Annotated in this window: 18 protein-coding genes and 1 pseudogene; 10 read left to right on the top strand and 9 right to left on the bottom strand. The window is 73.6% G+C overall.

The genetic code is table 11. The features are described from left to right. Window positions 1–13: 13 nt before the first annotated feature. Window positions 14–3,835: a helix-turn-helix domain-containing protein gene (locus tag AB0D66_RS19850; protein WP_362304798.1), complete on the bottom strand. Its 3,822-nt coding sequence runs from the start codon at window positions 3,833–3,835 to the stop codon at window positions 14–16. A 159-nt stretch (window positions 3,836–3,994) separates the two neighbouring features. Beyond that, window positions 3,995–4,135: a hypothetical protein gene (locus AB0D66_RS19845; RefSeq protein WP_362304795.1), complete on the bottom strand. Its 141-nt coding sequence runs from the start codon at window positions 4,133–4,135 to the stop codon at window positions 3,995–3,997. A 243-nt stretch (window positions 4,136–4,378) separates the two neighbouring features. Between AB0D66_RS19845 and AB0D66_RS19840 the strand changes: the two genes are divergently transcribed. Beyond that, a complete protein-coding gene (locus tag AB0D66_RS19840) occupies window positions 4,379–5,449 on the top strand; it encodes a right-handed parallel beta-helix repeat-containing protein (protein ID WP_362304792.1) in 1,071 nt (356 codons plus the stop codon). A 35-nt stretch (window positions 5,450–5,484) separates the two neighbouring features. Then, complete coding sequence (locus AB0D66_RS19835) at window positions 5,485–6,609, top strand: methyltransferase (protein WP_362304789.1); 1,125 nt, start codon at window positions 5,485–5,487, stop codon at window positions 6,607–6,609. Between the two features lie 74 nt (window positions 6,610–6,683). Here AB0D66_RS19835 and AB0D66_RS19830 read toward each other — a convergent pair whose 3' ends face one another. Together AB0D66_RS19830 and AB0D66_RS19825 are read right to left on the bottom strand one after the other, a co-directional pair. Beyond that, the gene (locus AB0D66_RS19830; RefSeq protein ID WP_362304786.1) at window positions 6,684–6,950 is read right to left on the bottom strand and encodes an acyl carrier protein; all 267 of its coding nucleotides are present in this window, start codon (window positions 6,948–6,950) and stop codon (window positions 6,684–6,686) included. Window positions 6,951–6,963: 13 nt separating this feature from the next. Beyond that, window positions 6,964–8,085, bottom strand: a complete 1,122-nt coding sequence (locus AB0D66_RS19825; RefSeq protein ID WP_362304783.1) for a SchA/CurD-like domain-containing protein — start codon at window positions 8,083–8,085, stop codon at window positions 6,964–6,966. A gap of 148 nt (window positions 8,086–8,233) precedes the next feature. Here AB0D66_RS19825 and AB0D66_RS19820 point away from each other — a divergent pair, with 148 nt between their 5' ends. Next, complete coding sequence (locus AB0D66_RS19820; protein WP_362304780.1) at window positions 8,234–9,874, top strand: FAD-dependent monooxygenase; 1,641 nt, start codon at window positions 8,234–8,236, stop codon at window positions 9,872–9,874. Window positions 9,875–9,930: 56 nt separating this feature from the next. Here the strand turns inward: AB0D66_RS19820 and AB0D66_RS19815 are convergent, their stop codons facing one another. After that, window positions 9,931–10,551, bottom strand: coding sequence for a TetR/AcrR family transcriptional regulator (locus AB0D66_RS19815; protein WP_362304777.1), 621 nt, complete (start codon window positions 10,549–10,551; stop codon window positions 9,931–9,933). A gap of 63 nt (window positions 10,552–10,614) precedes the next feature. Further along, window positions 10,615–12,678 carry a discoidin domain-containing protein gene (locus AB0D66_RS19810; protein ID WP_362304774.1) on the bottom strand — a complete coding sequence of 688 codons (2,064 nt, stop codon included), beginning with the start codon at window positions 12,676–12,678 and terminating at the stop codon, window positions 10,615–10,617. Between the two features lie 221 nt (window positions 12,679–12,899). Here AB0D66_RS19810 and AB0D66_RS19805 point away from each other — a divergent pair, with 221 nt between their 5' ends. The 3 genes from AB0D66_RS19805 (at window position 12,900) to AB0D66_RS19795 (ending at window position 15,902) form a co-directional block, all read left to right on the top strand. After that, a complete protein-coding gene (locus AB0D66_RS19805; RefSeq protein ID WP_362304771.1) occupies window positions 12,900–14,129 on the top strand; it encodes an MFS transporter in 1,230 nt (409 codons plus the stop codon). Further along, window positions 14,126–14,362, top strand: coding sequence for a hypothetical protein (locus AB0D66_RS19800; protein WP_362304768.1), 237 nt, complete (start codon window positions 14,126–14,128; stop codon window positions 14,360–14,362). The genes AB0D66_RS19805 and AB0D66_RS19800 overlap by 4 nt, the downstream gene beginning before the upstream one ends. 133 nt (window positions 14,363–14,495) lie before the next feature. After that, window positions 14,496–15,902, top strand: a complete 1,407-nt coding sequence (locus tag AB0D66_RS19795; RefSeq protein ID WP_362304765.1) for an NADP-dependent succinic semialdehyde dehydrogenase — start codon at window positions 14,496–14,498, stop codon at window positions 15,900–15,902. A 35-nt stretch (window positions 15,903–15,937) separates the two neighbouring features. Here the strand turns inward: AB0D66_RS19795 and lysA are convergent, their stop codons facing one another. Together lysA and AB0D66_RS19785 are read right to left on the bottom strand one after the other, a co-directional pair. Then, complete coding sequence (gene lysA / locus AB0D66_RS19790) at window positions 15,938–17,272, bottom strand: diaminopimelate decarboxylase (RefSeq protein WP_362304762.1); 1,335 nt, start codon at window positions 17,270–17,272, stop codon at window positions 15,938–15,940. Continuing rightward, window positions 17,269–17,637 (bottom strand): SAV_915 family protein, encoded by a 369-nt coding sequence (locus AB0D66_RS19785; RefSeq protein WP_362304759.1) that lies wholly within the window; start codon window positions 17,635–17,637, stop codon window positions 17,269–17,271. Before AB0D66_RS19785 ends, lysA begins: the two co-directional genes overlap by 4 nt. A 333-nt stretch (window positions 17,638–17,970) precedes the next feature. Between AB0D66_RS19785 and AB0D66_RS19780 the strand changes: the two genes are divergently transcribed. Beyond that, entirely contained in the window at window positions 17,971–18,912 is a 942-nt protein-coding gene (locus tag AB0D66_RS19780; protein ID WP_362304756.1) for a nucleoside hydrolase, read from the top strand. A gap of 96 nt (window positions 18,913–19,008) precedes the next feature. Here AB0D66_RS19780 and AB0D66_RS19775 read toward each other — a convergent pair whose 3' ends face one another. After that, window positions 19,009–19,977: a ScbA/BarX family gamma-butyrolactone biosynthesis protein gene (locus tag AB0D66_RS19775; RefSeq protein WP_362304753.1), complete on the bottom strand. Its 969-nt coding sequence runs from the start codon at window positions 19,975–19,977 to the stop codon at window positions 19,009–19,011. Window positions 19,978–20,081: 104 nt separating this feature from the next. On the opposite strand from AB0D66_RS19775, the gene AB0D66_RS19770 reads away from it, so the two are divergent. From AB0D66_RS19770 to manB, 3 genes and pseudogenes are all read left to right on the top strand, one after another. Continuing rightward, complete coding sequence (locus tag AB0D66_RS19770) at window positions 20,082–20,783, top strand: ScbR family autoregulator-binding transcription factor (protein ID WP_362304750.1); 702 nt, start codon at window positions 20,082–20,084, stop codon at window positions 20,781–20,783. Further along, a complete protein-coding gene (locus AB0D66_RS19765; protein WP_362304747.1) occupies window positions 20,780–21,736 on the top strand; it encodes an NAD(P)-dependent oxidoreductase in 957 nt (318 codons plus the stop codon). The genes AB0D66_RS19770 and AB0D66_RS19765 overlap by 4 nt, the downstream gene beginning before the upstream one ends. A 104-nt stretch (window positions 21,737–21,840) precedes the next feature. Next, window positions 21,841–22,445, top strand: a pseudogene (gene manB, locus AB0D66_RS19760) (phosphomannomutase/phosphoglucomutase); the annotation flags it as partial.

Raw genomic sequence — 22,445 nt, 5'->3', positions numbered from 1 at the left:
CCGGGCGGGGCCCTCAGCGGCCCCGCCCGCAGGCCGGGCCGGGGGAGAGCCGGCAGATCTCCGCCAGCCGGGCCCCCACGTCCACGCTCCACATCCGTACGGTGCCGTCGGTGCTGCTGCTCGCCACCGTCCGGCCGTCGGGGGAGAAGGAGACCCCCCACACCGCGCTGGTGTGACCGGCCAGCGCGGCCACCGGACGGCGGCCGGCCACCTCCCACAGCCGTACCGTGCGGTCGTTGCCGCTGCTGGCGAGGGTCCGCCCGTCGGGCGAGAAGGCGATGCCCCGCGCGGAACCGGTGTGGCCGGTGAGCGCCGCCTCGAAGCGGTGGCGGCGGGCGTCCCACAGCCGTACGGTCCCCTCGTTGCCACTGCTGGCGAGGGTCCGGCCGTCCGGGCTGAAGGCCACGCCCCGCACCGCCCCCGTATGGCCGGTGAGCGCGGCCAGCTGCCGGCGCTCGGCCACGTCCCACACCCGCACGGTCAGATCGTCACCGGCGCTCGCCAGGGTCCGCCCGTCGGGGCTGAACGCCACGTCGTTGGCGAAGTCCGTGTGCCCGGAGAGCACGGCGAGCGCGCCGCGCGCGGCCACGTCCCACAACCGGACCGTGCCGTCCGAACCGGCCGAGGCCAGGGTCCGCCCGTCGGGGGCGAAGGCCACCGAGAACACGGTGCCGCCCTGACCGGTGAGGGTGCCGGCCGGGCCGCGCGACGCGAGGTCCCACAGCCGGACCGTGCCGTCGGAGCCCGCCGAGGCCAGGGTGCGCCCGTCGGGGGCGAAGGCCACCGAGAACACGGTCTCGGTGTGCCCCTCGAACGTGGCGACCACCCGCCGCTGTGCCACGTCCCACAGCCGCACCGCGTGATCGGCTTCGGCGGTGGCCAGCAGTCTTCCGTCAGGGCTGTACGCGGCGTGCCACACCTCGGTGAACGGACGCGGGGTCAGGACGTGTCCGCGCAGGTCCCACAGCACCACCGACTGGTCGAACCCGGCCGTGGCCAGCAGCCCCCCGGCCGGGTCCACGGCCACCCCGAGCACGTAGTCGGTGTGCCCGGCGAGCGTCGCCGTCAGCCGCCCGGCGCGCACGTCCCACAGCCGGGTCGTGCCGTCGCCGCCCGCGCTGACCACCGTCGTCCCGTCCGGTGTGTAGGCCACGCCGTTGACGTCGTCGCTGTGTCCCGTGAGCGTCGCGGTCGTCCGGCGCCCGGCCACGTCCCACAGCCGTACGGTCCGGTCGACGCCCCCGGTGGCGACGCTCTGCCCGTCCGGCGCGAACGCCGCCCCGAGCACCTCGTCCGTGTGCCCGGCGAGGACGGCCAGCGGACGGGCACCCACCGGATCCCACAGGCGCACCGTCCGGTCGGCCCCGGCCGACACGAGCGTGCGGCCGTCCGGCGCGTATGCCAGGGCGTTCACCCGCCCCGTGTGGCCCGGCAGGGAGGCCACCGCACGGTGTTCCCCGGAGGCCTCCCACAGCCGCACGGTCCCGTCGGGGGCCGCGACGGCCAGGGTCCGCCCGTCGGGGGCGAAGGCCACGGCCCGGGCGCCGGTGGTGTCCGGCGCCAGGACCGCGGCCGTACGCCGGGCGGCGACGTCCCACAGCCGGGCGGGGCCGTCCGTGGACGTGGCCGCGAGGGTGCGGCCGTCGGGGCTGAAGGCGACGGCCCGTACCCGCCCGGGCAGGGTGAAGGACGCCGTCGTCCTGCGGTCGGCCACCCGCCGCAGGATCACCGTGCCGTCCGAACTGGCCGTCGCCAGCTCGGCGTTCCCCGGGGCGAAGGCCACCGCGTTCACCGGGCCGCCGTGCCCGCCGAGCCGGGCGACGAACGGCTGGGACTGGGTGCTCAGCAGTGCTCCGCGGGCCTCGGTCGTGGGTGAGGCCGCGTAGGCCTCCGCGGCCAGCCGCATCGACCGCTCGGGCTGGCCCGCCGCCAGCGAGGCGGACTGCAGGGCGAGCGCCCGCGAGCGGGCGACGCGCTCCTGGCCGAGCGCGCCCGAGCGCTGCTCGTACGCAAGCCCGCCCGCGCCCACGGCCAGCACCAGCAGGACCACGAGGGTGGCCAGCATCCGCTGCCGCAGGCGCACCTGCCGCCGGGCCTGCCGCTCCCGGGCGTCCTCCCCGGCCTGGCTGGCCCGCAGGAAGTCCTCCTCGCGCGGGCCGAGCCGGCTGCGGCCGTCGAGCTCGTCGGCCCACGACCGGGCGGTCTCCAGCCGGGTCCCGCGGTAGAGGGCCGACGGATCGCGGTCCTCGCGCTCCCATTCGGCGGCGGCGTGCGCCAGCTGCTGGTGGATCAGCAGACCGGCCCGGTCGGCGTGGATCCAGCCGCGCAGCCGCGGCCAGGCGTGCAGCAGCGCTTCGTGGGTGATCTCGACGGTGTCGCGGTCCATGGTGACCAGCCGCGCCCGGACGAAGGTGTCGAGCGCCGCCGCGGCCCGGTCCGGGTCGGCCCGCTGCCCCAGCAGCGCCGTCCGGTTCATCCGGCTGCGGGTCGCCCCCGCGCCGTCGGCGACGTGGACCAGCCGGACCAGGACCCGGCGGATCGTGCGCTGCTCGGCCGGGTACAGGCGGGCGAAGACGGTCTCGGCGGTCCGCGCGATCGCCCCCTGGATGCCGCCGGTCCGCTCGTACCCGGCGACCGTCAGGGTGGACCCGGTGCGCTGCTGCCAGGTGGCCATCAGGGCGTGGGAGACCAGCGGCAGCACCCCGGAGGGCGTGTGGCCGGGGGCGTCCTCGCGCACCCCGGCGTCGCGCAGCAGCAGAGGCACCATGCCCGGTTCGAGGGTGACCCCGGCGAGCTCCGCCGGGCGCGTGATCGACTCCCGGAGCTCCGCCAGGGACATCGGGGGCAGGACGAAGAGCCCCGAGGCGAAGGCCGGGGCCAGGTCCGGCAGGTCCAGGCAGCTGCCGGTGAAGTCGGCCCGTACGCCGAGCACCACGACGGCCGGATCGGGCCCGTCCCCGGCGGGCCGGGAGGTGGACAGCTCCGACAGCACGCGGGCGAAGGCGTGCCGCTCGTCCTCGTCGGAGCAGAGGGTGAACAGCTCCTCGAGCTGATCGACGATCAGTACGAGCCGGACCGGGGGCGGCTCCGGCTCCTGCTCCCGGTGCCGCTCGGCGGGACGGCCGGGGGAGGGGTCCGACAGCCTGCTGAAGGCCTCCAGCAGCGCCGCGGGTCGCTCCCTCAACTCCTCGGCGCCGAGCCCCGGATCGCCGCCCAGCACCTTCGCGGTGCACTCCAGCAGCTCCTCCAGCGGATGCGCCGTGGGGGTGAAGCGCACCACCGGCCAGGCGTCGGCGCCCGGCATCGGGAAGCCGCCGACGCGCCGGAGCGCCGGGACGAGGCCCGCGTTCAGCAGGGAGGACTTGCCCGCCCCCGAGGGGGCGACCAGCATCAGCGGGCCGTTGCCGATCCGCTCGAAGACCCGCTCGACCAGCTCGGCCGTGGCCCGTTCCCGGCCGAAGTACCACCCCGCGTCCTGCGCGGTGAAGGCCGGCAGGCCCCGGTACGGGCACGCACCGGCCTCCGACCCCGCCTCACCGGGGCCCGGGTCGGGCGGCGCCGTCTCCCGGACCATGCGCAGCAGTTCGCCGTCGGCCCGCAGCACCTCGTCACAGCGTCGGGCGACGTCCGCGGTCACGCGCTTCGCGCCCGTCTCGATCTTGCTCAGATAGCCCTTGCTGTAGTGCGTGCGCCGGGCCAGGTCGGCCAGCGACATGCCCCGTTGCATCCGCAGACGTCTCATCTGCGCCGGGAACGGCAGGGTGCCGGTGTCGTCGGATGCGTACTGGTGACCGGCGTCCGGCCGGCCGTCCGAATCCCCCAAGACATCCCCCATGGCCGTGCGCGCCCAGGTACCGGAACGGTGGTTCCCAGGCTACAGCGGGGGTCGGACGGTCGGCGGCACACTGGCCGAAGGCCTTCGGTTTCGGGGCAGGAGCGGGTACGTCCGGAGCCCGCTGGCGGCGGCTCCGGACACTGCTCCACCGAGGGGGTGCTACGGGTTGAGGCGCACCGAGTTGACGGGCGTCAGATGGGCGTGGACGCCGGTCTCGGCGGCGATGGGGCCGCCGCAGCCGGCCCCGTTGGAGCCGGTGCACAGATTTGCGGTCGCACCGCCGTACTGGTTGTTGAGCACCCAGTGGTTCCCGTACTGGTTGCCGAGGTGGGAAACCCCCGGCCACCTGCCCGGCCGCGCGGGCGGGCAACGCCCCCGCCGGGACGGCCGAGGAGGCGGGCCGCGGGACGCGCCCCGGCCGCCAAGGCGGCGCGCGGGGCGGCCACCCGTCCGGACCTCTAAATGAGCCCGTTTGCCACCGGTATGTATCCATCCGCTCAGCCGGTGTGGCGAGCGGACCTGATCCCCCATAACTTCAAAATCGTGACGAACCGACAGCTCACGGTCCTCGCATGCATCTCAGTCGTCATGGCCACAGGCCTCGGCGCGGCAGCGCCTTCGGCCGCCTCGGCACGACGCACGGTGCATCCGGGAGAATCGATCCAGGAAGCGGTGGACGCCGCACGGCCGGGAGACATCATCTTCGTGCTCCCCGGCACCTACCACGAGAGCGTGCACATCACGAAGTCCCTGACCCTGCGGGGTTCCGGGGCGACCACCGTGATCACGCCGCCGGCCGCGCCCCTCCCGGCGGCGCGCGCCGAGAGCCCCTGCGCACAGACGGGCAACGGCATCTGCGTCATAGGAGCCGCGGACAAGACCGTCAACCGGGTGAGCATCCGGTCGCTGACGCTGACGGGCTTCAAGAAGAGCGGCATCTGGGCCTCCCGCACCGACCGGATGACCGTGGAGCAGGTGACCGCCGAGAAGAACGGCACCTGGGGCATCGCCCAGGAGAGGTCGACCCGGGGCGCCTTCCGCAACAACATCGCCCGCGACAACGCGGAGTCCGGGATCTTCGTCGCCAACACCATCGACCGCGAGGGCGGGGCCACCGACACCCTCGGGGCGGTCGTCCGCAACAACACGCTGACCGGCAACCGGATCGGCGTCACGGTGAGGCGGGTGCGCAACCTCTCCGTCAACGACAACGTCCTCACCGGGAACTGCGGCGGGATCTTCGTCGTGGGCGACGAGGGCGAGCCGGGCGCCGGGGACATGACCATCCGCGGCAACCGCATCCACGAGAACAACAAGTTCTGCCGCGGCAACACCCGCCTCCCCGACATCCAGGGGGCCGGCATCGTCCTCACCGGAGCCGAAGAGACGCTCATCCGTTCGAACTCGATCCGCGGCAACGTGGGCGCCTCGCCGCTGTCCGGCGGAATCCTGCTCTTCAAGAGCTTCGTGGGCGCCACGAACACCGACAACGTGATCAGGGACAACGAGGTGAAGGGCAACAAGCCGGCGGACCTGGCCAACCAGGGGACGGGATCCGGCAACAGCTTCCTCGGCAACCGGTGCGAGACCTCGCAACCCACGGGGATGTGCTGACCGGTGTTCCCCCTCATCAGGAGAATCGAGGCCGTATGACCACGGTAAGTCCCAACACCGTCACCACCACCCTCACCACCGCCCCCACCGTCGACGTCACCGTCGACATCGCCTCCGTCGACATCGCCTCCGGCGACACGGCGGCCCCCCAGTCGGCCATGCGGCTGCGCGAGCTCGTCTTCGGCGCCGCGATCGCCGCCGCCGTCCGGGCGGCCGCCCGCCTCGGCGTCGCCGACGCCCTCGGGGACGCGCCCGCCACCTCGGACGACCTCGCCGCGGCGGTGAACGCCGCGCCCCAGCCGCTGCACCGGCTGCTCCGCGCCCTCTCCTGCTACGGGATCTTCAAGGAGACGACGGAGGGCACCTTCGTCCACACCGAGATGTCACGCCTGCTGCGCGAGGACGACCCGCACAGCCTGCGCTACATCTCCCTGTGGTGCACGGAACCCTGGACCTGGCAGGCCTGGCCCCGGCTCGACGAGGCGGTACGGTCCGGCGGCAGCGTGTTCCACGACCTGTACGGCAAGGGGTTCTTCGACTACCTGCACCAGGACGCGCACGAGTCCGCCCACGTGTTCAACCAGGCCATGACCACCTCCAGCACGCAGTCGGCCCTGGACGTCGCGGAACTCCTCGACCTCACCGGCGTCTCGGTGGTCGCGGACATCGGCGGCGGCCAGGGGCACGTGCTGGCCGGCCTGCTGGAGAAGCACCCCGCGGTACGGGGCGTCCTGCTCGACCTGCCGGGGGTGGTGGCCAAGGCCGACCGCCGGCTGCGCGACGGCGGACCGCTCGCCGGGCGGACCGACATCATCCCCGGCGACTGCCGCCACTCCATCCCGGTCGCCGCCGACCTGTACATCATCAAGAACATCCTGGAGTGGGACGACGACAGCACCCGCAGGACCCTGCGGAACGTGATCCAGGCGGCCCGGCCCGGCGCCAGGGTCGTCATCATCGAGAACCTGGTGGACGACACCCCCTCGATGAGGTTCACCACCGCCATGGACCTGATGCTGCTGCTCAACGTGGGCGGCGCGAAGCACACCAAGGGCAGCCTGCTCGCCCGTATGGAGGACGCGGGCCTGGTGGTCGGCGAGGTCCGCCCGGTCAACGCCTACCTGCACGCCTTCGAGTGCACCGTCCCCGTCCCCGGGTGACGGCGGCGCCCGGCGCCACAGCGCCCCGGGACCGGCACGGAGCCGGTCCCGGGGCGCTGGGCGCACGGGCCGCGTCAGGCGTCGGTCATCAGCGTGCTGTTGACGAGGTCCAGGAACTCCCGCGGCGACCTGCACCGCTCCGCGTCGGGGGGCAGGGGCCGGCCGCCCCGGTTCTCCAGCTCCCCGACGATGCCGAGCAGCCCCAGGGAGTCGAGCCCCCACTCCGCGAAGTCCGCGTCGGGGCGGGCGGCCATGGCCGCCGGGTCGACGGTGACGCCCGCGCCCTTGTGCATCAGAGCGGCCAGCTCATCCATCGTCAGTCGAGTCAGTCCAGCGGTCATGACGGACCTCTCCTCAGGCTTGCGCCGGCGCACGCCGGTCGGTGATCAGACGCATTTCGGAGCGCCACAGGAAACGGGTGAGCTCGTCGTCGGTCGTGGGGACGCCGTCCTTGTGGCTGTCGAGCAGCCGGGCCAGTACGGCCGCCTTGTGGCTGCCCTCGACGCCCAGCGCCAGGGCGGGCCGGGCGTCGAGCGGGCCGCGCAGGTCCACCAGCCGGACGACGACGTCGTCGCGCTGGAAGACCGTGCTGGCCGTGATGGGGCTCGCGGGGTCGTCCACCGCGGCCTCGTCCTGGCGGGCCAGCAGCCGCGCCAGCGCAGTGCCGCACCCGTCCTTGGCCGGGTAGAAGAGCGCGTGCCGCGCGGTGTCCCGCGCCTCGGACCCGCCCGAGGCCACGTGGTGGACCGCGGGGAGCGCCGCACGGGTGAAGAACATCCGGGCGGACCCGGGATCTCCGAGGTCCCGGTCCTGCTCGAGGTGCGGGTTCAGGGCCTCCTCCAGCGCACGGACCCCGGGCTGCTGGGCCACGTGGCGCAGCGCCGCGAGCAGGTCCCCCTCCACCTCGACGGCCCGCACCACGCGGTTGCCGTGCATGAAGAGGGAGGTGCGGCGCAGCCGGGTCTTGTCGTCGACCCGGGCCTGCGGGGAGGCGTACCCGGCCAGCAGTTTCGCGACGGCGGCCTCGCTGCCCGGCTTCACCGTGAAGGTGAGGGCGTGGCGTACGACGCCGTCCCCCCGGCGGGGAGCGGAGGCGATCGGTACGGGGGCCGGATCCGTGCCGGGCACGGAGTCCCTGCCGGTCTCCCGCAGCACGCTGAACCGCAGCGAACGGGTGTCGCGCACGCAGCCGTGCAGCGGCTGGACCGTCGCGACGTGCTCCTCGCTGTTCAGCCAGGCCAGGAAGGGCGTGGCGCTCTCCCATTCGCTGGTGATGAGCCACTGCGAGGGGTTCTCGATGGACTGGCACAACTCGTCGCGGATGTGCCCGGGAACGGACGACACCCGCCGGCGCATGTGCTCGTAGACCTCGAGGAACTGATTCTGAGCCCCGTCGTACAGGTCCAGCAGCAGTACGACCCGAAGCCTCGCGCCGTCGAAGGCGGACTGGGATATCCGTTCCGACAAGGTCGTCATCGTTCACACTCCTTCGGCATATCGCGGTCGCCACGGGGGCGGCGCCACCCGAACCGATCGTGGTCCGGTAGTGCCATCGGCGCGAGAGGGGAGAACCAAGCGGGTGAACGGGCGAGGGAACGCCCCTCGCACAGGGCATGGAAGAGCCATGAAGGAAAACGTCGACCACCGCGTCCCTGTCCTCATCGTGGGCGGCTCGCTGGTGGGCCTGTGCACCTCGCTGTTTCTGGGCCGGCACGGCATCAGGCACATGCTGGTCGAGAAGCATGCGGGCACCTCGATGCATCCGCGTGGACGCGGCATCAACGTACGGACCATGGAGCTGTTCCGGGTCGCCGGTGTGGAGGACCGGATCCGCGAGGCCGCCTCGGTCCTGGCGGACAATCACGGCATCCTGCAGGGCGGCTCGCTGACCGGCGAGGATCAGGAGTGGCTGTTCCAGGAGATCGACCCCGGGGGCGCGCTGGCCCGTTTCAGCCCGTCGGCGTGGTGCCTGTGCAGCCAGAACGACATCGAGCCGGTGCTGATGTCCGTGACCCCCGCGCTCGGGGCGGACCTGCGGTTCTCCACCGAGCTGCTCTCCTTCGACACCGACGAGAGCGGTGTGACCGCGGTCGTCAAGAACCGCGACACCGGGGAGCACAGCACCGTGCGCGCGGACTACCTCGTCGCCGCCGACGGACCGCGCAGCCCGGTCCGGGAGCAGCTCGGCATCGGCCAGACCGGCCCCGGGGACCTCTTCCACAACGTGAGCATCACCTTCCGCTCCCGCGGGCTCGCGGAGGTGGTCGGCGACCGGCGCTTCATCGTCTGCTACCTGACGAAGCCGGACGCCGACGGGGCGCTGCTCCCCGTGGACAACCAGGAGCGGTGGGTCTTCCACGCGCCGTGGCACCCGGACCAGGGCGAGACGCTGGAGGACTTCACCGACGAGCGCTGCGTCGAGCACATCCGCCGGGCCGTCGGGGCGCCCGATCTGGACGTCGAGATCACCGGCAAGGCCCCGTGGCACGCCGCCGAGCGCGTCGCGGAACGGTACGGGGCCGGGCGGGTGTTCCTCGCCGGGGACTCGGCCCACGAGATGTCCCCGACAGGTGCGTTCGGCTCGAACACCGGTATCCAGGACGCGCACAACCTCGCCTGGAAGCTCGCCGCCGTGCTGAACGGCGCGGCGGGGCACCGACTGCTGCAGAGCTACGAGGCCGAGCGGCTGCCCGTCGCGCGGGCGACGAGCGAGCGGGCCTCGGCCCGCTCGGCGGAGCACAGCCATCCGGGGTACGAGCCGGAGCCGGCCCCCGGTCCGCGCGGCGGCGGACGGCCGGGCGGAGTGCTCACGGTCGCCATGGGCTACCGCTACGCGGTGGGCGCGGTGCTGGGCGCCGACCCGGAGCAGCCCGTCGTGCCCGAACGGATGCGGCTGGCCGGCGATCCGGGCACGCGCGCCCCGCACATGTGGCTGCACGGGACGGGCGGGCGGCAGTCCACGGTGGACCTCTACGAGCGGTCCTTCGTGCTGCTCAGCTCCGAGGGCACGCCCTGGCGCGCGGCGGCCCGGTCGGTGGCGGCCGGGCTGGGCCTCGGCCTGGACGCGTACGCCATCGGCACCAGTCCGGAGGCCGACCTGGCCCCCGAGGAGGGGGCCGACTGGGCCGAGGTCCACGGCACGACGAAGACCGGAGCGGTCCTCGTGCGCCCGGACGGCTTCGTGGCCTGGCGCACGCCCGAGGCCGTGATCGATCCGGAGTCGGTCCTCCACGAGGTGCTGAGCCTGCTGCTGTACCGGTCCTGACCCGCTTGGCGGCCCCCGCACCGCCCTCGGCGGGGCGGGGGCCCGAGCGCTGCCGGCTACGGGCCGGTGCGCAGGCCGGCGGCGGTGTCGCCGACCAGGCCGGCGACGTGGTCGGCGATCGTGTCGAGGACATCGGCTGCGGCCGCGTCGTGGCCGAGCACCAGGAGGCTCAGCGTCATCCCGTCGGTCATGGCCGCCAGGTAGCGGGCGAGTGCCGGCACGGGCACCCGGGGTTCGAAGCCCGGGTCCGGGCCGAGCTGTTCGAGGAGTGCGGTGTAGGTGTCGGCGTACAGCTCGTACTGGCGCCGGGCCAGGTGCTCGAAGCCCGGCTGCCGCAAGGCGTACTGCGTGAGCTCGTAGGTGAGCATGTGCTCGCCGGGGTGGGCCGCCACGTGGTCCCAGTACGCCTGGAAGCCGGCCCGGACCGTCTCCCGCAGGGTGGCCTTCGGCTGGATGGCCTCCTTCACCACCGCGATGTAGTGGTCGGTGATCGTCGAGATGACCGACTCCAGCAGGGCCTGCTTGGAGTCGAAGCAGTAGTGGAAGACGCTCAGCGACACGCCCGCCTCGGCGGCGATGGACCGGGTCGTCGTCCGCGCGACGCCGTCCCGGGTCATCGCGCGGATCGCGGCCTCCGTCAGCTGCCGGCGCCGCTGCGCCGACGGCATCCGTGCCATGGGGGTTCCCTCCGGTCGTGGGCCGAGGGCCCTGCGGACACGCCCCGGGGAACCCCCTCGGCGTCAGCTGCTGTAGACGCCCACCTCGTGCAGGGAGTAGCCCCACTGGGTGCCGCGCTGGGTGGCGTGGACCCGTACGTAGCGGGCCGGGGTGGCGGTGAACTGCGCCGTGTCCAGGCCGCCGTCGCCGGTGGTCGTGGACCACGCGGACTGCCAGTTCGTGCCGTCGGACGACAGCTCGATGCGGTACGACTTCCCGTACGCGCGCTCCCAGTCGAGGGTGACGCGCTTGACCAGGCCGGGCGCTCCGAGGTCGATCCGCAGCCACTGGTCGTCGCTCCAGTCGCTGGCCCAGCGGGTGCCCGTACTGCCGTCCACGGCCCGGCCCGGCGCGTAGCTGGTGAACGGGTTCCACTCGGCGGAGGAGGCCGAGGCGGCGGCGCCCGCGGCGAGGTTCACGCCCGCCTTGTGCTTCTCGGAGCCGCCCCAGGTGGTCAGGTACGACTCGGCGCCCTTGAACAGGTCGTCCACGACGCCCTGGCCGCCGACGATCCGGATGTCCTCGATCCAGTCCGGGACGAGGCCGTAGTGCGCGGCGCCGTCGGTGTTGAGGTCCCAGGTGCGGGCGCCGGTGGTCTGCTTGTCGACGACCGAGCCGCCGTCGGTGCTGCGGAAGGGGTAGCGCACCGGGTTCGGGGTGTCGGCGCCGCGGGGGCCGGGCCAGCCGCCGACGCCGTTCATGTCCGTTCCGTAGCCGTAGCCCACGCCGTACTTGTCGCGCAGGGCGTCCGTGCGCTTGGCCTCCGCGCTGAACCCCTCGGCGCCGCCCATGTACTGGGCGATGAACCCGCCCAGGCGGTACACCCGCTCGGTCCAGTCCAGGTCCATCCAGCTGTGCGAGGAGATCACGCCCGGGTACGACTCGGACTCCAGGATGTCGAAGGCCTGGCCCGCGGCCTTCACGCTCATGTGGTCGATCTCCAGCATCATCTTGCGCTTCATCATGCCGCGCACCGCGTAGTCGCCGAGCTCGCTCAGGCCGCGGGTGTTGCACTGCGCGTCCGCCGCGTAGGAGGGGACCGCCACGCCCGCCGGGAGCTGCTTCTGCGCCGAGGGCGCCGCCGCGAGGCCGATGGGGTTGTCGTGCTGCGGGCCCCGGCACTTCTCGGTCTGCCAGAAGGTGCCCGTCGACAGGAACTGGCCCACGTTGATGGCCGTGCCGAGGGCGCCCTGGTCGAAGCGGACCCCGCACAGGGCGTTGTCGAACTTGTGGCACAGGAACATGCTGCGCACGCCCAGCTGGTGCAGCTCGTCCAGGCCGCGGTCGATGTCCTGCTTGCTGCACTGGGCGATGTCCAGGATCTGCTTGCAGCCGAAGGGTTCCGAGGTCTCGACGCCGAGGACCACGGCGAGCTTGCCCTGCTCGATGACCTCGCGGGCCTGCGCGGAGTCGGTGACGATCCGGAACCAGCCCTTGCCCGGCCCGCCGTACATCTTGTCCACGTAGGCCTGCATGTCGTAGGTCTTGCGCGCTTCGAGGCGGATCGCCGTCATCTCGTCGCAGCCGCGGTCCTTGAAGAAGTAGACCGAGCAGATCACGCCGTTGGTGACCAGGTCGTTGACGAGGACGCGCTGGCCGCCGCGCCAGGCCCGTTCGACCCAGGCGTAGTAGTTCTGCTGGTGGGTCAGCGAGTCGTGTGCGGGCCAGTCCTTGAAGGTCGGCCAGCCGTTCGGGTCGTGCTTGCCGTCGCCGCCCTTGGTGATGAAGTCGAACACCGCGAGGCTGCCGTCGGGGTAGTGCTCGGGGCAGTCCTTGAGCGCGTCGGCGATGCCCTGCTCGGAGAAGGGCTTGCCGCAGATGAGCCGGCCGCCGAAGCCCTCGTTGGACATCAGGTGGTCGTGCGCGTCGACGAAGCCGCGGACCCGGCCCTGCGAGTCGGTGCCCTTGAAGGGTTCGCCCGTGACGTTGATCTGCGAGTCGGGTGCGGGCCGCGCGACCGGGTTCCACCAGCCGGGGTCGGCCGAGGAGGTCGCCGCGGGGCCGAGCACCATGGCCACCAGGGCGAGGAACAGCGCGAGCACCGCGAGGGGCCGATGCCGGCGGTACGGGTGTCCAGTCATCGTCATCACTCACGTCTTCGGTCGAGGAGGGGCGCGCGGCCTCAATTGTCATGGCCCGAACAGGGTGTGATGCCAAACGATCGCCACTGCCGCCCGCGGAGTCAAGAGTCCGGGACGCTTGACCTGATGATTCGTCAGGATGTGCGGGCCGAAGGGGGGCGGGGAACATTGTCTCGCCATGTGAAATCATTCGTCTCACATTCCGGCTGCCTCGTTAGGCTGGCGGCATGAACAAGCAGAGGGTTCCGCGCAGTTGGCTGATGCTCGCCCTGGGCACGGGCGGCCAGGCCGCGAGCACCACGGTGCTCTACGGTCTGGCCTACCTGATCCCCGCCTTCCAGCGGGAACTCGGGCTCTCCCTGGCCGGTGCCGGTCTGCTCGTCGCCTGCCCGATCATCGGGGTCCTGCTCGGCCTGATCGGCTGGGGAGTGGTGGCCGACCGGTACGGGGAGCGGCTCGCGCTGTCCGCGGGACTGCTGATCGCCGCCGCGGCCACGGCCGCCGCCGCCACCGTGCACGGGGCCCCGACACTGGCGGCGCTGCTGGTCCTGACCGGCGCCGCGGGCTCCTCCGTCAACTCCGCCTCCGGGCGGCTGGTCATCGGCTGGTTCCCGCCCGACCGCCGGGGCATCGCGATGGGCGCCCGGCAGGCCTCGCAGCCGCTGGGCACCGCGGTGGCCGCGGCAGCCCTGCCGCCGCTCGCCCACCACTTCGGCCTCTTCGCCGCCTTCGCCTTCTGCGCCGCGCTGTGCGGCGCGGCGGGCATCGCGATCGCCCTGTGCGCGGCCGATCCGCCGCGCCCCCGGCGCCCGGCGGGCGCACCGGCCTCCGCGTCCCCGTACCGCGGCGGCTACCTGTGGCGGCTGCACGGCGCCGCCGCCGCGCTGTGCGTACCGCAGTTCGTGGTGACCGGATTCGCCCTGCTCTTCCTGACCGAGGTCCGCGGCTGGTCCGCCGCCACCGCCGGCGGGGTACTGGCCGCCGCCAACCTGGCCGGCGCGGGGGTGCGGCTGCTCGTCGGCTGGTGGTCCGACACCGTGGCGAGCCGGATCCGGCCGATGCGGCTGCTCGCCCTGGTCACCACGGCCGACCTGGCCCTGCTCGCCGCCGGTGCCGCGTGGAACTCCGCGGCCGGCACGGCGGCCCTGCTGCTGGCCTCGGGCCTGACGGTCAGCACCAACGGACTGCACAACACCGCGGTCGCCGAATACGCCGGTCCCGACTGGGCGGGCCGCGCCCTGGGGGTGAACGGGATGGGCCAGCACGCCGCCGTGGTCCTCGTCCCGCCGCTGGCCGGCGCGCTGATCGCCGCCCAGGGCTACCCGCTGCTGTTCGCCCTGGCTGCCGTCTTCCCGCTGCTGGCGGCCGTACTGCTGCCGGCCCGGGACAAGGCCGCGTACTGGCCGGCGCCGGACGGCGGGCGGGCCGCTCCCGGGCCGCCTACCGTCGAGGTATGAGCGGGATCGTCGTGATGTACGAGGTGAACCAGCCGGACCTGTCCGTCAGGCGGGTGCACGCCGCGCCCGCGGCCCCGGGGCGGAGCTCCGCCCCGGGGCCGCGGACCCTCTGCGGCAGGGACACGTTCGCCATGGAAGCAGCCCCCTGGACGGCCGCCGCCGACCCCGGCGCCCCGTGGTACCCGCCGCAGCACGCGGACCTGCGGTGCCCCGCGTGCGACGACGCGGTCTGACCCGCCCCGCACGCCCCGGCGCGGTCCGGCGCCCCGCTCCCCGCCGGCCCCGCAGGCCGGTGCGCCGCGTTGCGCGGGCCCGCCGCGCGGGGGAGGGTCGAGAGAGGCGGCCGCCCCGTAGGAAGGTCCCACCATGCCCATCGCCACCGTGAACCCCACCACCGGCCAGACGCTGCGCACCTTCGACCCGCTCGACGCGCGGGGCATCGAACGGTGCCTCGCGGACGCCGCGGCCACGGCGGCCGCGTACCGCCGCACCTCCTTCGCGGAGCGCGCCGGGCTCCTGACCCGCGCGGCCGCGCTCCTGGAGGCGGACACCGAGGACATCGCGCGGACCATGACCACGGAGATGGGCAAGCCGCTGGCGGCGGCCCGCGCCGAGGCCGCCAAATGCGCGAAGGCCATGCGCTGGTACGCCACCCGGGCCGAGTCCCTGCTCGCCGACGAGCACCCCGCCCCCGACGACGTGCGCGACGCCGGAGCGGCGGCCGTCCGGGTGGCCTACCGGCCGCTCGGCGTGATCCTCGCGGTGATGCCGTGGAACTTCCCGCTGTGGCAGGTCGTGCGGTTCGCCGCGCCCGCCCTCATGGCCGGCAACGTGGGCCTGCTCAAGCACGCCTCGAACGTCCCGCAGACCGCGCTCTACCTGGGCGAGCTCTTCCACCGGGCCGGCTTCCCCCGCGGCTGCTTCCAGACCCTGCTCATCGGCTCGGCGGCGGTGGAGGGCGTACTGCGCGACCCGAGGGTGGCCGCGGCCACCCTGACGGGCAGTGAGCCCGCCGGGCGCGCGGTCGCCTCCGTCGCCGGGGACGAGGTCAAGAAGACGGTCCTGGAGCTCGGCGGCAGCGACCCGTTCATCGTGATGCCCTCGGCCGACATCGACCGGGCCGCCCGCACCGCGGTGACCGCCCGCGTGCAGAACAACGGGCAGTCCTGCATCGCCGCCAAGCGCTTCATCGTCCACACCGACGTGCACGACGAGTTCGCCGAGCGGTTCACGGCCGGCATGCGGGCGCTCACGGTGGGCGATCCGATGCAGGAGTCCACCGACGTGGGACCGCTGGCGACCGAGGCCGGGCGGCGCGACCTGGAGCAGCTGGTGGACGACGCCGTACGGCACGGCGCGAGCGTCCTGTGCGGCGGCCGGCGCCCGCCCCGGCACGCGGACGGCTGGTTCTACGAACCGACGGTGCTGGCCGGCGTCACCCCCGCCATGCGCATCGACCAGGAGGAGGCCTTCGGGCCCGTCGCCACCCTGTACCGGGTGGGCAGCCTGGACGAGGCCGTCGAACGGGCCAACGACACTCCCTTCGGGCTCAGTTCGAACCTCTGGACCCGCCGCGAGCAGGACGTCGAGCAGGTCGCGCGGGACCTGGAGGCGGGTGGCGTCTTCGTCAACGGCATGACGGCCTCCCACCCCGCCCTGCCCTTCGGCGGAGTCAAGCGGTCCGGGTACGGGCGCGAGCTGTCGGGCCACGGGATCCGCGAGTTCTGCAACATCACCACGGTCTGGCGGGCGGCCGAGCAGACGACGTCCTGACGGCCGCCCGCGCGCCAGGGGGGCGGCCCCGGCCGCTACGCGCCGACGTCCCGGCTGCGGAAGTCCTCCAGCGTCTCGCGCCGTACGAGGACCCGGGCCGAGCCCCCGTGGACCGCGACGACCGCGGGGCGGCCGACGAGGTTGTAGCCCGAGGCCATGGACAGCTGGTAGGCCCCGGCCACCGGCACGCCGAGCAGGTCGCCGGGGCGGACGTCGCCCGGCAGCTCCACGTCCGCCGCGAGCACGTCCCCGGCTTCGCAGTGCCGTCCGACGACCATGGCCGTACGGGGTTCGGCGGCCGAGGAGCGGCCGACCAGCCGGGGCGCGTAGCGCACCCCGTACAGGGCCGGGCGCGGGTTGTCGCTCATGCCGCCGTCGACCGCGACGAACACCTTCTCGCCGGTGTGCTTGACGGCCAGCACGCGGTACAGAACCACACCGGCCGGCCCCACGACGGCCCGGCCGGGCTCGATGAGGAGCCGCGGCACGGCCAGCCCGGCCGCGGCGCAGCCCCGGACCAGCTCGGCGCGCATCCGGCGGGCCAGCGCGGCCGGGTCGAGGGCCGGTTCGCCGGGCCGGTAGGCGACGCCGTGGCCGCCGCCCATGTCCAGCTCGGGCAGGACGAGCCCGTGCGTGTCCCGGACGCGGGCCATCAGGCCCACCAGGCGGCGCAGGGCCACCAGGTACGGCTTCACGTCGGTGACCTGGGAGCCGATGTGGCAGTGCAGGCCGGTCAGTTCGAGCCGGGGCTGGCCCAGGATCCGGGCGATGGCGTGCTGCGCGCCCCCGTCGGTGAGCGACAGGCCGAACTTCTGGTCCTCCGTACCGGTACGGATCTTGTCGTGGCCGCCGGCCGAGACGCCCGGCACCACGCGCACCATGACCTTCTGGCGCCTCCCGGGACCGACGGCGGCCGCGATCCGGGCGATCTCCGACGGTCCGTCGATGACGATCCGCCCCACGCCGAGCCGCAGCGCCGCCGCCAGGTCGCGGGGCGACTTGGCGTTGCCGTGCAGCACGATGTGCTCGGGCGGGAAGCCGGCGGTGACGGCGAGCTCCAGCTCTCCGGCGGAGCACACGTCCAGGCCCAGCCCCTCCTCCCGGACCCAGCGCACCATCGCCCGGGAGAGGAAGGCCTTCGCGGCGTAGAGGACCTCGGTGCCGGGGAACGCGTCGCGGTAGGTCCGGCAGCGCCGGCGCACCTCGCCCTCGTCCAGGAGGTAGAGCGGGGTGTCGAACCGCTCGGCGGCCTCGGCGAGGGACACTCCGCCCACCGCCAGGCCGCCCTGGGGGAGGGGTGTCGTGGAGGCGGGCCAGACGGACAGGTCGCCGGCGCCCGTGCGGACCTCGGAGAGCAGGGCCGTGGTCACGACGCGCCCTCCCGTCGGGCTGCCGCGGCCGCGCCCACGGCCGCGCGCGGCGGGAGGGGGGCGACCGGGGCCGGGGCGGCCGCGGGGGCGGTGAGGGCCGGGTCCACGGTCAGCAGGGCCGCGCCGAGCGGTTCGGCCATCGCACGCAGCGCGGCCGCGGAGAGCCGGATCCAGGGCTGGCCCGCGCCGAGCGTGGCGGCCAGCCGGTCCGGGCCCGTGAAGCCGACGGCGGTGCGGGCCCCCAGGGGGGTGCGGAACAGCCGCACGGTGACGTGCGCGCCTCCCGGCCGGGCCGGCACGTACAGGAGCCCGGCCGGGGTCCGTTCTTCAGGCTCGGGATCGTCGTCGTACTGGAACAAACACATGGGGCCCTCCCTGAGGAACCACGAGTGGCGGACGGCGCCCCGGGCGCGGGGAGGCGATCGGAGCGCGCACCCGAAGCTATCCCCGTACCCGGCCGGCCCCGGCCACCCCGTAACGGGACCTTGACGCCGCCGGGCCGGGTCCATACGGATCGCTGACGGTCCCGGCCGGGTCCGTACGGATCGCTGACGGCCCCGGCCCGCCGTCCGTCCGGGTCGGCGGTGGCGGCCCCGCGTCCCCGCGCCGCCACGCGGTCCTTCCGGTGAGCCGCGGATCGCGAAGGGGCAGACTGGGTGCGGCAGATGCCCAGGATGCCCCGGTTGTGAGGAGTGAGCGTGCCTGTTCCGATCATCATCGACTGCGACCCCGGCCACGACGACGCCTTGGCGATCATGCTGGCGGCGGGGGATCCCGCGGTCGACCTGCTCGCCATCACCACGGTCGCCGGCAACCAGACGCTCGCCAAGACCACCCTGAACGCGCGCCGCGTCTGCACGGTGGCGGGCATCACGGGCGTGCCCATCGCCGCCGGCTGCGACCGCCCGCTGGTCCAGCCGCTGGCGGTGGCGGACGACGTCCACGGGGAGTCCGGCATGGACGGGCCCCGGTTCCCCGAACCCACCGTGGACGTGGTCCCCGAGCATGCCGTGGACCTCATCCACCGGATCCTGACCACGCACTCCGAGCCCGTGACCCTCGTGCCGACGGCGCCCCTGACGAACATCGCCCTGCTGATCACCCGGTACCCCGACGCCGCCGCGCACATCCGGGAGATCGTCCTCATGGGCGGCTCCACCGACCGCGGCAACCGCACTCCGGCCGCCGAGTTCAACATCCAGGCCGATCCGGAAGCCGCGGACATCGTGTTCCGCAGCGGTGTGCCGCTCACGATGTGCGGGCTCAACGTGACCCATCAGGCGCTCGCCACCCCCGAGGTGCTGGCCCGCTTCGAGGGGCTCGGCACCGAGCTCGGCCGTACCTGCGCCGGACTGCTGTCGTTCTTCGCCGGCACCTATCGCAGGCTGTGGGGTTTCGAGAGTCCGCCGCTGCACGACCCCGTCGCCGTCGCCCGGGTCATCGATGCCGGTCTCGTGCACTGTGTGCCGGCGGGGGTGGTCGTGGAGCTGCACGGCCGGTACACGCGCGGAGCCACGGTCGTCGACCTGCACCGCTCCCTGGACATCCCGGTCAACGCGCGGGTCGCGATGACCCTGGAGACCGGGAGGTTCTGGGACCGGATGGTCGGCGCCGTGGCCGCGCTGGGTGCACGTACCTGAATCAGCCGGTGAAGCCGGCCGTGATGGAGCTGAACTGCCGGCCGTCCGGTGTCCCGGCGGGAGCGTGGCCCCGGAACCGGAACACCGGACGCCGCGTCAGAGCGAGGAGCAGAGGGACAGGGCGGGGATCGCGCTGATCGTCGCGGTGGCCGTGAAGACGTCCGCGCCGTCCTGGCGGGCGTGGACGCGGATCGGGAGGCGGCCCGACGCGGTCATCCCGCCGGGGGCGGGGGCCGTCTCGATCCAGCAGGGCGAATCGAGCTCCGCATAGCGGAAGAACCGTATCTCCAGGTCGGTCAGCACCCCTCGCCGCGGGAAGGCGCAGCCGTAGGCGGCCTGCCGGACGGCTTCCAGGAGGAGCATGCCCGGGGCGTGGTCGACGGGGTGGTCGAAGAGGATCGGGTGGTTGACGTCCGTCCGCAGCTGGGTGCGGTGCGTGGAGCTCGTCGGGGAGAGGACCACGTCGTGGAAGCGGTCGCGGCCCACCCGGCGGGGCGTCAGCGGCGGAGGGAGCGGGATCATGCGCGCGGCCACCTGGGCGAGGTCCGCGTTGTGGCCGCGCAGACGCTGGTAGACGGCCTGCGGCTGGTTGGTGAAACGTGCCTCGGCGGTGCCCAGCAGCTCCCCTTCGCGGGTGGCGGTGACGTGCATCGTGAGGCCGGCCAGTCTTCGGCCCCGGCGGGTGACGTCCGAGCAGGCGATGTGCAGCGTGATGTCGGCGGGCGCCGAACCGACCACGAGGGCGCCGGCGTTCATCGAGTAGGTGAACGTGTCCCAGATCTGCCGGTGTCCGAAGGGGGCGTCGTACGCGACGTGGCTCAGGAGCGGGATGGCCTGCCGGACGGATTCGGCGAGCAGGAGGGGGTCGTGGTGGCCGCTCGCGTCCGGCGAGTAGAAGCTGTGGGCCCGGGGCCACTGGGCGGTGATGACGTACTCGTCGGGCGCGACGGCACGCCACCCCGTGAGCAGGACCTCGGAGTGTGCGCTCTTGTGCACGTACTCGCGCGGTAACGCGCTGCTGAGTACGGAGACGGTCGAGACGGAGTGGTCAGCTGACACAGTCATGGTTGAGCCCCCCTTGAAACGTCGGACATGAGCTGGTGCTGTACGGCGATGGGTCCTAAAATAAAGGATGTTCGTTTTTTTTGTCGAGGAAGTTAGGTACCCCGATGTCCGACCGCAAGCGCCAACGGGCGCCTCAACTAAGGGCAGTTCAGACCCGGGCGGCCATCCTGCGCGCGGCGGCGGAGGTCTTCGACGAATTCGGCTTCAGCGGAGCCAGCATCAGCAAGATCATGAAGCGGGCGGACGTCACACAGGGCGGGATGTACTTCCACTTCGGCTCGAAGGAGGAACTCGCCTACGCCGTCATGGTCGGGCAGGGCGACGGCCTGGAGTTCCCCGAGGGCGAGGACGGACTGCAGCACCTGGTGGACATCACCCTCTACCTGGCCGAGCAGCTCCAGCACAATCCCGTGCTCCGGGCCGGCGTACGGCTGGCGGTCGAGCAGGGGGAGTTCGGCCTGCGCGATGACGTCGCGTACCAGGCCTGGGTCCTCGAGTTCCGCCAGCAGCTGCGCTTCGCACGCTCCAAGGGGGAGCTCCAGCCGGACGTCGACGACCACGAGCTGGCATGGGTCCTGGTCAGCTCCTTCACCGGGGCGCAGCTCTTCTCCCAGGCGTCCACCGGCCGGGCCGACCTGCCGCAGCGCATCGCCTCGCTGTGGCGCTACCTGCTGCCCGCCGTCGCCACGGAGGACACCCGCGCGAGCCTGCGGCTGACCTTGGAGCCGTCCGGACCCTCCCGGCCGGCGGCCCCGGGAGCCCCGGGGGCCCCGGCGGAGCCGGCGGAACCCGAGCAGCTGGTGTGAGCGCGCCCCGCGTCGTCGTCACCGGGGCGACGGGCTTCGTGGGGTCGGCGGTACTGCGCCGGCTGGCCGTGCAGGCGCCGGAGGCTGCGGTGCGGGCGGTGTCCCGTACGCCTCCCCCCGCCACCGGACCCGCGGTGCGGTGGGCGGACGCCGACCTGGCCGCCGCCGCGTCCCTGCGCGGGGTGTGCGAGGGCGCGGACGTCCTGCTGTCGCTGGCCTCCTACGTCGGACCGGACGCCGCACGGTGCGCCGCGGTCAACACGGACGGGACCGGGGCCTTGGTGGCCGAAGCGCGGCGGGCGGGCGTGCGGCGCATCATTCAGCTGTCGACCTGCGCGGTCTACGGTCCGGGCCCGCACCGCGGGCCGGACGTCGGCGAGCTGACGCCCGCTCCGGTGTCGCCGGCCAGTCGCAGCCGCCTGGCGGGAGAGGGGCCGGTGCTCGACGCGGGCGGACTGGTCCTGCGCGCGGGGCTGGTGCTGGGAACGGGCGACCGGTGGGTCGTACCGGCCCTCGTCGACGCGTTCCGGCGGGTACCGGCCGGGTGGGGCGGCGGCGAGGGGCTGGCCTCGTTCGTCGACGTGGGCGATCTGGCACGGCTCATCGTGGCGTTCGGGCTGGGCGGCGGCGACGCGGCCGGGGCCTCGGGCGTCCTGCACGCCCACCATCCGGAGCCGGTGCGCAACGGCGACCTCGTCGAGGCCCTCGTGCGCCACCGGGTGCTGGCGGGGCGTCCCGCCGAGGACTGGCCGTGGCCCGCCTGCCTCGACGCGCTGGCCGGGACTCCGGGATGGGTGAGCGAGCGGCAGTTCACGCTGCTGGCCGGGGACCACTGGTACCGCGCGGACACGGCATGGCGGCTCGCGGGCATCGCGCCGGGGCCCGGACCGCTGGCCCGGCTCGACCGGGCGGCGCGCTGGTACAGGGAGCGGGGCGGGGCCCTCCCCGGGTGACGGCGATCTGCCAAAGCCTCAGCGGTATGGGCGCGGGCGGGCCGGGGCGGGGAGGGCGGCGGGTAGCGTCCGGAGCACATCCGGTCACCCGTGGAGGAGTGGACATGCCCGACCTTTCGAACATCGTCAAGGCGTATGACGTGCGTGGTGTCGTGCCGGACGAGTGGGACGAGTCGTTGGCGGAGCTGTTCGGTGCCGCGTTCGTGGAGGTGACGCAGGCTTCGGCGATCGTGGTCGGCCATGACATGCGGCCGTCCTCGCCGGGTCTGTCGGCCGCGTTCGCTCGGGGTGCCGCGGCGCGTGGGGTGGATGTGACGCTGATCGGTCTGTGTTCGACGGATCAGCTGTACTACGCGTCGGGGTCGATGGGCCTGCCGGGTGCGATGTTCACGGCGTCGCACAATCCGGCGCGGTACAACGGGATCAAGCTGTGCCGGGCGGGTGCGGCTCCGGTGGGTCAGGACACGGGTCTGTCGCAGATCCGTGAGCTGGTGGAGAAGTGGTCGGTGGAGGGCGCTCCGGCGATCGCGGCCGGCACCGAGCCCGGAACGGTCACCGAGCAGGACACCCTGGAGGGTTATGCGGAGCACCTGCGCGGCCTGGTCGATCTGACGGCGATCCGTCCGCTGAAGGTGGTCGTGGACGCGGGCAACGGCATGGGCGGCCACACCGTCCCGACCGTGTTCGAGGGTCTGCCGCTGGAGCTGGT

It is taken from the genome of Streptomyces sp. NPDC048270 (assembly GCF_040652335.1).
Taxonomy (GTDB): Bacteria; Actinomycetota; Actinomycetes; order Streptomycetales; family Streptomycetaceae; genus Streptomyces.
The sequence above is the reverse complement of the archived record's forward strand: the minus strand, read 5'-3'. Positions and strand labels throughout refer to the sequence as shown.